Source organism: Streptomyces fragilis (genome assembly GCF_003112515.1).
Classification (GTDB): domain Bacteria; phylum Actinomycetota; class Actinomycetes; order Streptomycetales; family Streptomycetaceae; genus Streptomyces; species Streptomyces fragilis.
On record NZ_BEVZ01000004.1, the window covers coordinates 121,041 to 133,584 of the forward strand.

9 protein-coding genes and 1 pseudogene are annotated in these 12,544 nt (G+C 72.5%); 3 read left to right on the forward strand and 7 right to left on the reverse strand.

The window, feature by feature from the left end; translation table 11 throughout:
* Positions 1 to 134: 134 nt before the first annotated feature.
* Complete coding sequence (gene nsdA, locus Sfr03f_RS13765; RefSeq protein ID WP_108954192.1) at positions 135 to 1,604, reverse strand: transcriptional repressor NsdA; 1,470 nt, start codon at positions 1,602 to 1,604, stop codon at positions 135 to 137.
* A 574-nt stretch (positions 1,605 to 2,178) separates the two neighbouring features.
* On the opposite strand from nsdA, the gene Sfr03f_RS13770 reads away from it, so the two are divergent.
* On the forward strand, positions 2,179 to 2,859 hold the full coding sequence (locus Sfr03f_RS13770) for a bifunctional DNA primase/polymerase (RefSeq protein ID WP_108954193.1): 681 nt from the start codon (positions 2,179 to 2,181) through the stop codon (positions 2,857 to 2,859).
* A gap of 243 nt (positions 2,860 to 3,102) precedes the next feature.
* On the opposite strand, the gene ftsY is transcribed toward Sfr03f_RS13770, so the two are convergent.
* The 4 genes from ftsY to Sfr03f_RS13790 all read right to left on the reverse strand — a co-directional run bounded on the left by ftsY (position 3,103) and on the right by Sfr03f_RS13790 (position 9,208).
* On the reverse strand, positions 3,103 to 4,308 hold the full coding sequence (ftsY, locus tag Sfr03f_RS13775; protein WP_108954194.1) for a signal recognition particle-docking protein FtsY: 1,206 nt from the start codon (positions 4,306 to 4,308) through the stop codon (positions 3,103 to 3,105).
* 181 nt (positions 4,309 to 4,489) lie between these two features.
* The gene (smc, locus tag Sfr03f_RS13780; protein ID WP_108954964.1) at positions 4,490 to 8,044 is read right to left on the reverse strand and encodes a chromosome segregation protein SMC; all 3,555 of its coding nucleotides are present in this window, start codon (positions 8,042 to 8,044) and stop codon (positions 4,490 to 4,492) included.
* A gap of 276 nt (positions 8,045 to 8,320) precedes the next feature.
* Positions 8,321 to 8,533, reverse strand: coding sequence for a hypothetical protein (locus tag Sfr03f_RS13785; protein WP_108954195.1), 213 nt, complete (start codon positions 8,531 to 8,533; stop codon positions 8,321 to 8,323).
* A 390-nt stretch (positions 8,534 to 8,923) separates the two neighbouring features.
* The gene (locus tag Sfr03f_RS13790; RefSeq protein ID WP_108954196.1) at positions 8,924 to 9,208 is read right to left on the reverse strand and encodes an acylphosphatase; all 285 of its coding nucleotides are present in this window, start codon (positions 9,206 to 9,208) and stop codon (positions 8,924 to 8,926) included.
* 141 nt (positions 9,209 to 9,349) lie between these two features.
* On the opposite strand from Sfr03f_RS13790, the gene Sfr03f_RS13795 reads away from it, so the two are divergent.
* The gene (locus Sfr03f_RS13795; protein ID WP_108954197.1) at positions 9,350 to 10,564 is read left to right on the forward strand and encodes a CAP domain-containing protein; all 1,215 of its coding nucleotides are present in this window, start codon (positions 9,350 to 9,352) and stop codon (positions 10,562 to 10,564) included.
* A gap of 20 nt (positions 10,565 to 10,584) precedes the next feature.
* Here Sfr03f_RS13795 and Sfr03f_RS31225 read toward each other — a convergent pair.
* Positions 10,585 to 10,880: pseudogene (locus tag Sfr03f_RS31225) on the reverse strand (tyrosine-type recombinase/integrase); the annotation flags it as partial.
* Positions 10,881 to 10,924: 44 nt separating this feature from the next.
* Between Sfr03f_RS31225 and Sfr03f_RS13805 the strand changes: the two are divergent.
* A complete protein-coding gene (locus Sfr03f_RS13805) occupies positions 10,925 to 11,518 on the forward strand; it encodes a hypothetical protein (protein WP_245967557.1) in 594 nt (197 codons plus the stop codon).
* Positions 11,519 to 11,945: 427 nt separating this feature from the next.
* On the opposite strand, the gene Sfr03f_RS30280 is transcribed toward Sfr03f_RS13805, so the two are convergent.
* Positions 11,946 to 12,407, reverse strand: a complete 462-nt coding sequence (locus tag Sfr03f_RS30280) for a hypothetical protein (RefSeq protein ID WP_159105645.1) — start codon at positions 12,405 to 12,407, stop codon at positions 11,946 to 11,948.
* Positions 12,408 to 12,544 lie beyond the last annotated feature (137 nt).

Here is a 12,544-nt window from a genome sequence, read left to right on the forward strand (position 1 = left end):
CGTCCATGAACTGGGGGACGGCGCACAGGGGCCGGCCGCGGCGGCCTTCCGACGACCTGGCGGGGGGAGCCGAGTCGGGCGGTTCGGGAAGGCCGGCCGCGGCCGGGGTACGGGAGGGCTGCTCCAGGAGCAGGTCAGACGGCCGCGGCGGCCTCGGGAAGCTCTTCCGACAGCTGGCGGGTGATGTCCCGGACGGCGGGGAGTTCCTTGTAGTCACGCGCGGCCGTGTCGGCGGTCTTGCGGATGCGGGTGTTGACCCGCTCGGAGCGGACCTTTTTGGCCACCCTCATGGCCTGTCCGAGCATCACGGTGCTCTGCTCCGGCTCGCTCTGCAGGAGGTGCACGCTCGCCATCCCGACCAGGTTCAGCGCGTAGGAACGCTGGTGGTCGGGGTCCTGCGCGAACAGCTCGACGGCCTTCTTCATCAGCGGTTCCGCCATCGAGGCGTAGATCGGACTGCGGCCCGCCACGTAGGCGAGGTCGCGGAAGGAGTGCGAGTTCTCGCCGTTCAGCTCCGCCTCGGTGAAGAAGCCGATCCAGTCGGGCTCCGGCTCGCCCCACTCCTGGGCGTCGGCGAAGGTGTCCTCGGCCATCCGCACCGCGCGCTTGCACTTGCCGGGCTGGCCCATGTTCGCGTAGGCGCGGCCCTCCATCGCATACAGCATCGCCTGGGTGCGGGGGCTGGCGCAGTCGCGGCTGCCGTACTGGGCGAGGTGGATGAGCTCCAGCGCGTCGTCCGGCCGGCCGAGATGGATCATCTGGCGGCCCATCGAGGACAGGATGTACGAGCCGAGCGGCTTGTCCCCCGCCTCCTTCGCCGCGTGCAGGGCGAGCACGAAGTACTTCTGCGCGGTGGGCTGCAGGCCCACGTCGTAGCTCATCCAGCCGGCCAGCTCGGCGAGCTCGGCCGCGAAGCCGAACAGCCGGCGCGCGGTCGGCTCGGGGTGGCTCTCCTGGAGAAGGTCGGTGACCTCGTGGAGCTGGCCGACGACCGCCTTGCGGCGCAGGCCGCCACCGCACTGGGCGTCCCACTGGCGGAACATCTCGATGGTGTTCGCCAGCTGGTCGAGCTCCGGCCCGGACAGGCCGCCGCGCCGGCCGGAGGAGTGGGCGGCCGGCTCCAGGGGCGAGGCGGGCGAGGGCACCAGCCAGCGCTGCATCGGCTCGATCAGGGACGGCCCCGCGGCCAGCCCCAGGGAGGTGCCGAGGAAGCCGCGGCGGGCCAGCATCAGGTCGCTGCGGGAGAACTCGCCGAGCAGCGCGACCGTCTGCGGGCCGGTCCAGGGCAGGTCGACGCCGGCCACCGAGGGCGCCTGGTGCGCGGCGCGCAGGCCCAGGTCCTCCACGGCGACGACGCAGCCGAAACGCTCGGAGAACAACTCGGACAGGATCCGCGGAATGGGTTCTCGCGGGTTCTCGCCGTCCAGCCAGCGGCGGACCCGGGAGGTGTCGGTGGACACGTGGTTGGCCCCGAGCTGGCGGGCCCTGCGGTTCACCTGGCGGGCGAGCTCGCCCTTGGACCAGCCGCTGCGGACGAACCACGAATTGAGCAGCTCGTTGGGGCGCTTCTCAGCGTTCGTCCCGCCTTCGCCGTTGCCGCTCACCGGAACGCCCCCATCCATCCCTGAGACCTGCCGGACCCTGCCCGGGCACGGTCGTGTCTGCCAACAGCCCTATCAGAATGCCGCCGGACCGTCCTTCGATTCGGCGGATTCCCCGAGCCGCGGGGAGTTCCGCCGCCGCGCCTTCCACGGGGGAGCCCACCGTCACTCTCCGTCACCGCGAAGCGGTCACAGGAGGTCCGGCGAGCCGTCGGAAAGGTGCTTCTGGCAAGTTCGATCGGGCATGTGCCGCAAGCTTTGCACACTCAACGTAGCCTCACGGTCACCGCTTCAACCACGCTGGTTCGGGAAACGCCACCTTTCGCCACCCCTACGGGTGAACTCTGAGCCGGTCACCCGCGATTCACTTGACCCGCGACATCGGAAACCTGTCCGGGAAACCGAATCGGAGCCCGATGCGCGGAGGGGGCGCGAAAAGCCGGCCGTGCCGCCTCGCGCACCTCCATGCGCGGTGCGAACCGGGCGAGTCGGGACGGGACGGCGGGTAGTCGCAACGCAGCGTCACGACAGACCTCCGGCACGTAACCAGCCACGCGGCGGACCCGTTGGAGGGGGCATGGGCTTCACGATCGGCGGTATGCGGGATCTCCGTTCCGGCACGCGGTCCGGGGCGCGCGGCGGCGTGCGCCGGCGGGGCCGGGCCTCCGACTGCACCGCGGTCGCCGAGTTCACCGGTCTCTGGGGCTGGGACGTGGCGCCCGGGGCGCGCGCGGCAGCGCCCGGCGGGGGCTGTTCGTGCGGGCGCGCGGGTTGTTCCGCGCCGGGGGCGCATCCGCTGGAGCTCGCTGCGGAGGTTCCCGCCGGTTCCACCCTCGACGACGTGGCAGAGGCCTGGTCCGAGCACCCCGGGGCCGCGGTGATGCTGCCGGTGGGGCGGGCCTTCGACGTGCTCGAGGTCCCGGAGGCCGCCGGGCGCCTGGCCGTGGTGCGGCTGGAGCGGATGGGGCTGCCGGTGGGGCCGGTGACGGTCACCCCCGAGGGGCGGGCCCAGTTCTTCGTGGCCGTGGGCGCGGCCGAGGAGCTGCCGTCGCTGCTGTACCGGATGGGCCTGGACGACGTCGGGCCCGCCGTGGTGCGGGCGCTCGGGGCCGGGGCGTACGTGACGGCTCCGCCGTCGGACCGGGGCGGGCGGGGGCCGGTGCGGTGGCTGCGCGAGCCGGGCCTCGACTCCGCCGGCGGGCTGCCCGCGGCGCGGCTCCTCCTCGGCACCCTCGCCTACGCCGCCCACCGCTCCTGACGCGGCCCGGCGCGTGACGCGGCCCGGCGTTCCCGACCCGGCCCACCCTGCCTGACCTGTCCGGCCCCCGACGCGGCCCGGCACCTGACGCGGCCCGCCTTTCCTGACCGGCCCGCCCTTCCTGACGCGACGCGGCCCCCGACGCGCCCCGGCGCCTGAGCGGTCCGGCCCCCGGAACGGCAGACGCCCGCCAGGCCGGTGGCCGGGGCGGGCGTCTGGCGGTCCGCGCTGCGTGGGGTGGGTTCAGTCGCCGATCAGGGCGTCGACGAAGGCGCCGGGCTCGAAGGGCGCGAGGTCGTCGGCCCCCTCACCGAGGCCGATCAGCTTGACCGGCACGCCCAGCTCCCGCTGGACGGCGACCACGATGCCGCCCTTGGCCGTGCCGTCCAGCTTGGTCAGCACGATGCCGGTGATGTTCACGACCTCGGCGAACACCCGGGCCTGGACCAGGCCGTTCTGCCCGGTGGTGGCGTCCAGCACCAGCAGCACCTCGTCCAGCGGGGCCTGCTTCTCGACGACCCGCTTGACCTTGCCCAGCTCGTCCATCAGGCCGGTCTTGGTGTGCAGACGGCCGGCGGTGTCGATCAGCACCACGTCGGCGCCGGTGACGATGCCCTCCTTGACGGAGTCGAAGGCGACCGAGGCCGGGTCGCCGGCCTCCGGGCCGCGCACCGTGTGGGCGCCCACGCGCTCGCCCCAGGTCTGCAGCTGGTCGGCGGCGGCCGCGCGGAAGGTGTCCGCGGCGCCCAGGACGACGGTCTTCCCGTCCGCGACCAGGACGCGGGCGAGCTTGCCGGTGGTGGTGGTCTTGCCGGTGCCGTTGACGCCGACGACCATGACCACGCCCGGGGTGCCCTCCTTCGCGTCCGTCCGCACGGAACGGTCGAACTCGGGGTTCAGCAGCTGCAGCAGCTCCTCGCGGAGCAGGACGCGCAGCTCGTCCGGGGTGCGGGTGCCCAGCACCCGCACCCGCTCGCGCAGGCGCTCCACGAGCTCCTGGGTGGGCTGCACGCCGACGTCGGCGGTGAGGAGGGTGTCCTCGATCTCCTCCCAGGTGTCCTCGTCGAGGTGCTCGCGCGAGAGCAGGGTCAGCAGGCCCTTGCCCAGCGCGTTCTGCGAGCGCGAGAGGCGGGCGCGCAGCCGGACCAGCCGGCCGGCGGTGGGCTCGGGAACCTCGACCGCCGGGGCGGCGGGCTCCACGGGGACCTCTTCGACCAGGGTGGCGCCGCTGGGCGATCCGGGGAGGTCGACCTCCTCGATCGTGCGGCGCCCTTCGTCCCGTGGGGTCTCCGCCTCCTCCCCGACCGTGGGCTCGGCCGGCGGGGCGGTGATGTCGGGAGCGGACGGGGGCGGGGGCGGCGGCTTCCTGCGCCGGGTGCCGACGACGAGGCCGGCGAGGGCGACCAGGGCCACCACCGCGATGACTACGGCAAGGATGAGGGTGTCCATAACGGTCCCAGTATCGGCCATGGGGCGCACGCCACCCGGGGCGCGCGCCGGGCTTCTTCCCGATGAGGCCGCACCGGGGCCTCACGCACCCCCGCCCGCGGGGACGTAACCGACCGCATCGGGCGGACCGCCCGGACCGGATGAACCGGCCGGACCGGACGAACCGCCCGGGCCCCGGCTTTCAGCGCAGCCGCTGGCTGATCACCTTGGAGACGCCGTCGCCCTGCATGGACACGCCGTACAGCGCGTCGGCGACCTCCATGGTGCGCTTCTGGTGGGTGATCACGATCAGCTGGGAGGACTCCTGGAGCTCCTGCATGATCCGGATCAGCCGCTGCAGGTTGGTGTCGTCGAGGGCGGCCTCGACCTCGTCCATCACGTAGAACGGGCTGGGCCGCGCCTTGAAGATGGAGACCAGCAGCGCCACGGCGGTCAGCGAGCGCTCGCCGCCGGACAGCAGGCTGAGCCGCTTGACCTTCTTGCCCGGCGGCCGGGCCTCGACCTCCACGCCGGTGGTGAGCATGTTGTCGGGGTCGGTGAGGAGCAGCCGTCCCTCTCCGCCGGGGAAGAGCCGGCCGAAGACGCCCTCGAACTCGCGTGCGGTGTCCCGGTAGGCCTCGGTGAAGACCTGCTCGACCCGCTCGTCGACCTCCTTGACCACCTGGAGCAGGTCGGCGCGGGTCTTCTTCAGGTCCTCCAGCTGCTCGCTGAGGAACTGGTGGCGCTCCTCCAGCGCGGCGAACTCCTCCAGCGCGAGCGGGTTGACCTTGCCGAGCTGCTGGTAGGCCCGCTCGGCGGCCCGCAGCCGCTTCTCCTGCTCGGCGCGGACGAACGGCCTTGGCCGGTTGCGGGGGTGCTCCGGGTCCTCGGGCAGCTCCTCGCCCTCGGCGGGCGGCGACGGCGGGACGAGCTGGGCGGGACCGTACTCGGCGACCAGCGCCTCGGGCTCGACGCCCAGCTCCTCCAGGGCCTTGCTCTCCAGCTGCTCGATCCGCAGCCGCTTCTCGGCACCGAGCACCTCGCCGCGGTGGACGGAGTCGGTGAGCTTGTCCAGCTCGCCCTTGAGGTCCCGTCCGGCCGTGCGGGCGGCGGCGAGCTCGCGTTCCTGCCGGGCCCGGGCGGCGTCGGCGGCGGTGCGTTCCCGGTCGGCGCGCTCCAGCGACACCTCGACGTGGGCGAGCAGCTGCCGGGCGCCGGAGGCGACCGCCGAGGCGACGGCGGCCTCGTGACGCAGCCGCGCCCTGCGGCGTTCGGCGCGGGCCCGGGCCTCGCGTTCGGCGCGGGCGGCGCGGTCCAGCGAGTCGGCGCGGCCGGCCAGGGCCTTCACCCGCTCCTCGTGGGTGCGCAGCTGGAGCCGGGCCTCCATCTCGGTCTGCCGGGCGTTGGCGCCGTCGGCGGCGAGCCGGTCGCGGACGGAGGTGTCGGGGTCCTCGTCGACCGGCATCTCCTCGGCGACGGCCAGCCGCTCGGCCAGTTCCTCGACGTCGGTGAGCGCCTGTTCCAGGGCCTGCTGGGCGCGGGCGGTGGCGGCGGCGGCGCGCTCGGCCTCCCCGGCGGCGCCGCGGGCCTGGCCGGCCAGGCGGCCGAGCTGCTGGGAGACGCCGGACTTCTCGCGGTCGGCGGCCCGGCGGCGTTCGCCCAGCTCCTCCACCAGGGCGGCGCACCCGGTCCGCCGCGCGGCGGCCGCCCGCTGGGTCCCGGCGAGTTCCCGGCAGCGCGCCTCCAGGTCCTCGAGCAGGGCGGCGGCCTCGTCGACGGAGGCCTGCACCTCCAGCAGGCTGGGCGCGGCGGCCGAGCCGCCGTGCGCGTAGTGGGCGCCGAGCAGGTCGCCCTCGGCGGTGACGGCGGTGAGGTCTGGGCGTGAGCGGACGACCTCCTCGGCGTCGTCCAGGGTGTCCACCACCACGACGCCGCGCAGCAGCCGGCGGACGGCGGGCATCAGCTGGTCGGGGCCGCTCACCAGGCCGGCGGCGTGCGGCCACCGCTCGTGGCGAGGGGCCGGGTCCGGTTCCTCGGCCACCCCGGCGAGCAGCAGCGCGGCGCGCCCGGCGTCCTGCTTGCGCAGCAGCCGCAGGGCTTCGGCGGCCGCGGCGGGCGAGGCGGCGGCCACCGCGTCGGCGGCGGCGCCGAAGGCCGCGGCGAGGGCGGCCTCCTGGCCGGGGGCGACGGTGAGGAGTCCGGCGGCGGGGCCGAGGATGCCGGTGAGGGCGTCCCGGGCCTCCAGCAGGGCGCCGGTGCCGTCCTTGCGGCGCAGGCCGAGAGCGAGGGCGTCGTGCCGGGCCCGGGTGGCAGCGCTCTCGCGTTCGGCGCGGGTGAGGGCCTCGCGGGCGGCGGTCAGTGCGGCGTCGGCCTCGGCGAGGGCGCCCTTCGCCTCGTCGTGCCGCTCGGCGAGTTCGGTGTCCTCCGCGTCGAGGCCGTCGACCTCGGCCTTCAGCTCCTCGTACTCCTCCTGGGCGGCCATGGCACGCGCCTGGGCCTCGTCCCGTGAGGAGGCGAGGCGGTCGATCTCGGCCTGGGCGGCGGCGGCCCGGGAGCGGGCGGCGCCGACCTGGCCGCTGAGCCGGGCCAGGCCCTCGCGGCGGTCGGCGATGGCGCGGGCGACGTCCTTGAGGCGGCGTTCCTCGGCGGCGAGGGAGCGCTCCAGCTCCTCGCGGTGCGCGACGGTGTCCTCCAGGGCCCGCTCGGCGGCCTCCAGGGCGGCCTCGAGTTCGGCCTCCTGCTCACGGATGCGGGCGGCCTCGCGCTCCATGTCCTCGGGGTCGCGGCCGCGGCGCTCCTCGACGGGGGCGGCGGTGGCGCTCTTCACCCGGGCGTCGGCCAGCGAGACGGTGCCACGGACGCGTTCGGCGAGCTGGGAGAGCTCGTACCAGGTCTGCTGGGCGCGCTGCAGGCGCGGCGTGAGGCGGCGGACCTCGTCCTCCAGGAGCGCCTCGCGGCGCAGCGCCTTGCGCAGCTCCTCCTCGGTGGCCTCCTTGCGCTCCTTGAGCGCGGCCTCGTCGGCCACCTCGGCGCTCAGGGCCTCGCGCAGTTTCACCAGGTCGTCGGCGAGCAGGCGCAGCCGGGCGTCGCGCAGGTCGGCCTGGATGACGGCGGCCCTGCGCGCCACGGCGGCCTGCCGGCCCAGTGGTTTGAGCTGGCGGCGCAGTTCGTCGGTGAGGTCCTGGACGCGGGCCAGGTTGGCCTGCATGGCGTCCAGTTTGCGCAGCGCCTTCTCCTTGCGCTTGCGGTGCTTGAGGACGCCGGCCGCCTCCTCGATGAAGGCGCGGCGGCCCATGGGGTCGGCGTGCAGCACGGAGTCGAGCTGGCCCTGGCCGACGATGACGTGCATCTCGCGGCCGATGCCGGAGTCGGAAAGGAGTTCCTGGATGTCCAGGAGGCGGCAGGTGTCACCGTTGATCTGGTACTCGCTGCCGCCGTTGCGGAACATGATCCGCGTGATGGTGACCTCGGCGTACTCGATGGGCAGGGCGCCGTCGGAGTTGTCGATGGTCAGCGAGACCTCGGCGCGCCCCAGGGGAGGGCGGCCGGTGGTCCCGGCGAAGATGACGTCCTCCATCTTGCCGCCGCGCAGCGACTTGGCGCTGTGCTCGCCCATGACCCAGGTCAGCGCGTCCACGACGTTGGACTTCCCGGAACCGTTCGGGCCGACGACGCAGGTGATGCCCGGCTCGAAGCGGAGCGTGGTCGCGGATGCGAACGACTTGAAGCCGCGGAGGGTCAGGGCCTTGAGGTGCACGCCGGTGGACTCTACCGGCCGGTCCTGCCGCACTCCACGAGCCGGCGGAGCGATCCGGTTTCGCGCGGCCCGGTTTCGCGCGGTGGGGCGGCGGGCAGATCAGAGCTACAGGATCGCGGCGGGGGCGGGGCGAGCACGGTCCGGGGCAGGGCCCAGGCACACGGCGGCAGCGGCGGGGAGGGCCGCAGGAGCGGTGAAGGCGAAAGGGACGCCGAGGGCGTCCCTTGAGGCACCGGCGAGGTGCGGGCGCTGCGGCGGCCCGCCGACGAGCCGGAATCAGGTGAGCGCGGGCTCCGCCTGGTGTGCGTCGATGCTCTCCATGCTTTCCAACATCCGGTCGCGAGAAGCGGCAGCCGCGAGCGCGTCCTTCTCCGCCTGGATCCGTACGAGCTCGGATTCCAGGTCCTGGACGCGCTGCTGCAGCCGTCGCATCTCGGCGAGGAGTCGCGGGTCGGAGCCGCCGACGTAACCGAGAAGCGCCTTTGCCATGATGGATGGTCCTCCACACTGAGTGACCGACCGAAGCGGTGGTGGGTCGTGAGGGAATCGCACCCTGATGCCCGACACTGCGGTATCAGACCGGTGACTTCATGCCGCTGTTTCCTCATGCCAAACAGCTAGGGTGCGCGGGGCTTTCAGAGTCTCACCAAAAAGTTTGACGGTCAACACGATCACGCCCCGTATCGGCGGTGTCCCCGGGGCGCTCTGCGCTGACGACTTCGCGCGGCGTCTCCTTCGGGGCCCGGGGGCGTGCGGATCATCCTGGCCTGTGCGGGCTGCCGTGACAACCCTCTCGCGGCGGTCACCTGGACTTTTCCTCCTCCGCGCCGCGCCTCCGCCGCCGCGGGACGACGTCCGCGGGGCTGCCGAGGGCCTCGTTCAGCGGATCTCGAAGCCCGTGTAGCCACCGCGGGGTGTGTCCCAAATCTCGGTCACGCCGTCCACGCGACCCGGCGTGTCCTCCCCCGTGAGCCACTCCAGCAACCGCTCGCACCGTTCGCGGGGGCCTTCGGCGACGACCTGGACCCGGCCGTCCTGCAGGTTGAGGGCAAAGCCACTCAGCCCGCCGAGCTCCAGCGCCTTCGCGCGCGTGAACCAGCGGAAGCCCACTCGCTGCACCGTGCCCCGGACCCAGGCGACCAGCCGTGCGTCGTCGTCGTTCATGTGTGCACGCTAATCGAGCAAAAGTCTCACCGGACGCCCACACCCCCTGGAGCGATGCGGTAGCGTCCCCCCTCGACCCCCAGCAAAACTCACCCGTACGAGTGAGTCGCGTGGACCGCAGCACCGAGAAAGGCCAGCAGAATGGGACGCCACCGACGCTCCGCCGCCGGCCCCGAGGGCAGCAGCGGCACCCCCCGCGCCACCGGCGCGGCCCCGCACTCCGCCGGGCCCCACCAGGGCCACGAGCAGCAGTACCGGACGACGCACGACTCCTACGGCTCGTACCCCCAGGGCTCCAACAGCCCCTACGGCTACGACGGGCCCCACGGGTACGACGGCCCCGAGGGATACGGGTACGACGGGGGCCACGACGGCTGGGACCGGCAGCACGGCCACGACGGTTCGGCGGGCGGGGATCCCTACGCGCGCAGCCACGCCTACCTCTTCGGCACGGAGGAGTCCGCGGCCGGTGTCCGCCAGGACGCCCCGACCACCGCGCAGCCCGTGCGGCCCGCGCAGCCCGTGCGGCGCACCGCACCCTCGGGCCACCGGGCCAAGGGGAGGCGGACCCGTCACCCGGTGCGCACCGGGCTGCTGGGCGTCTCCGCGGCGCTGGCGATCGGTGTGGTCGCGGCCGCCACGGGCATGGTGCCCGGCCTGGACACCTACCGGCTGGGCGGCGACGGTGCGATCCGCGCGTTCGACGGCCCGGACAACGCGGAGACCCAGCAGGGCGGCGCGGGCGGCCGGGTCGACCCGGGCACCTCCGCCGGCGGCGGCGCCGGGACCGGTGCGGCGGAGCCCTCGCCGACCGCGTCCCCCTCCGCCCCGAAGGAGGAGAAGAAGAAGCAGAAGGAGGCCGAGCCCTCCCCGTCACGCACGGCCGAGAAGACCGCCGCGCCGGAGAAGCCGGCACCCACCACCAAGACGTCCGAGCCCCGCAAGCCGGCGTCCGGCGGCAACGCGGACCTCTCGCAGGAGGACGCCGCCCGGGCGCGGGTCCTGCAGCTGGTCAACCAGGAGCGGGCCTCCGCCGGGTGCAGCCCGGTCAAGGCCGACAGCGGGCTCACCGACCTGGCCGACGACTTCAGCCGGGCCATGGCCGAGCAGGACTTCTTCGACCACACGGACCCCAGCGGCGCCACCCCGTGGGACCGCGCGGCCGCGGCCGGCGTCGACAACCTGGGCGGCGAGAACATAGCCCGCGGCCAGGCGGACGCGGCGGCGGTGATGGACGCCTGGATGAACAGCGAGGGCCACCGGGCGAACATACTGAACTGCGACTTCAAGACCCTCGGCGTCGGCGTCCACTTCGCCTCCGGCGGCCCCTGGTGGACCCAGGACTTCGGCTACTGAGATAGCCGCAGGTCAGAGACCTAATTTGACCGCTGGGCCGTCCCGGGGCCGTCTTGTGCAGGCCCTTCACCGAAGATGCGGTCCACGGCGGCCCGAGTCCGGGTTCCGCTCGACGGCATCAGGTGCGTGTACGTCCGCAGGGTGAAACCAGGGTCGTGGTGGCCCAGGTACTCGCTGAGAGCCTTGATGCTCTCCCCGCGTCCAGCAGCACCGAGGCATAGAAGTGCCGCAGTGCGTGCATTCCGTTGTCTCGACCTTTCTCCACGCCCGCGGCCCGAAGCGCCGGCCGCCATACGCGATCGTTAAAGCGGTTTAGCCCGTGAGGCCGGCAACACGGAGACCCCCGGCTGGGCTCACGAGATGTGTGCCTGGTTCGCGCTGACCACGGGCGATTACCGGGGCATCCTTGCCGCCTCGCAGGCCGGTACGGAGGCAGCTCCCTCGCACGGCGTAGCCGTACAGCTTGCCGCCCAAGAGGCGAAGGGATGGGCCAGGCTGGGAGACCGGCGACAGACGGAAGTCGCGCTGGACCGAGGGCGAAAGCTGCTTGAAGGGATGCCCTACCCCGAGAACCTCGATCACCACTTCGTGGTGGACCCAGCGAAGTTCGACTTCTATGCCATGGACTGCTATCGGCTGCTCGGAGAGGACCGGTTTGCCGAGAACCTTGCCCACGAGGTGATTCGCTCGGGCACAGATTTCGATGGGTCCGAGCGTTCACCGATGCGCATGGCAGAGGCAAGGATCACCCTCGGCGTGGTGGCCGCGCGGCAGGGCGACTTGGACCAGGCGGTGAACTATGGCGAGTGGGCGCTGAAGGGCGACCGCCAGTCTCTGCCGTCCCTGCTCATGGTCAGCCGTGAGCTTGCAGCCATCATCAATCGGGACTTCGCCGCTGAACCAACCGGTCGTGAGTACCTCGATCACCTGACCGCGCTCAGCCGCGCCAACTAGAGCTGTTACGGGTTTCTCTACTTCATCTAGAGCTGTTACGGGTTTCTCTACTTCATCAAGCCTGGCTGCGCTCCTGCCTTCGGCCCGCTCCGCGCCCGCTGCGCCGACGCGCGCCCACGCGAGGAGTTGGACCAGGCGGTGAGGCGAGTACCGCATCACGGGGGCCGCGGTGAAGGACATGCCTCCGGCGGGGGCGCTCAGGCTTCGAGATGGCGGGGGCACCGCGGGCGAGTGCCGGCCAAAGGTGGCGGGCGAGGGGAGCTCCCATCCCGTCTGCCGTCGACCCAGGCAGAGCCGAGCAGACACGGCACCTGGCGTCCAGGTCGTTCGTCCAGTGGGACGCTCCACCTGGACGCCAGGCACCGCGCCTGCTCCACGGAGCGTGGGTCGACGGCAGACGGGATGACAGCTAGGGCGGGTAGTGGGGTTAGGCGAGTGTTGAAGCTCCTAGTGGGCTGGTCGAACTCATTCGGAAAACTTCTACCTTTGCGCTCACCTTTGCCTGATACCACCACGAACGGCAGGTCTGGCGCACTTCCTCCCCTTGGAGCATCTGGGGGGTGAAGTACCAACGCGCCGAGAAGTGCGGTTCAAGTCGGTAAGGGAGCCTGCAAGGCTCGACGGCTGGCAAATCCTCTTGGGTGTGGGAAATCGGCCTAATGCCGCTGGGCAGAGCAACGCCGAAGGCTTCGATCGTTGCAGCGGCCCGCCCATTGTTCATGGCCTGGATGTAGTGGTAGGCAAGATCGCTTCGCTGACCTTCGAAGACGGGACTGTCAATGCCCGCGGCAACCTCGATGATTGGTCCCGAACGCCACCAGCTCCATGCCTGCCATAGAAGCGACACAACACTAAGCACCAAGGCGATGATGGCTATCACTGTAGACATATGCGGATCGTAGGAGCCTGACGGATCACACGCTCCATGAACTGCCTAGTTGAGTTAGCCGGACTTCGCAGCTCACGCAGCGGGCAAAAGCTGACACATCGACTGACATCAACACCAGCGAACGCAGGCGGCCTGCT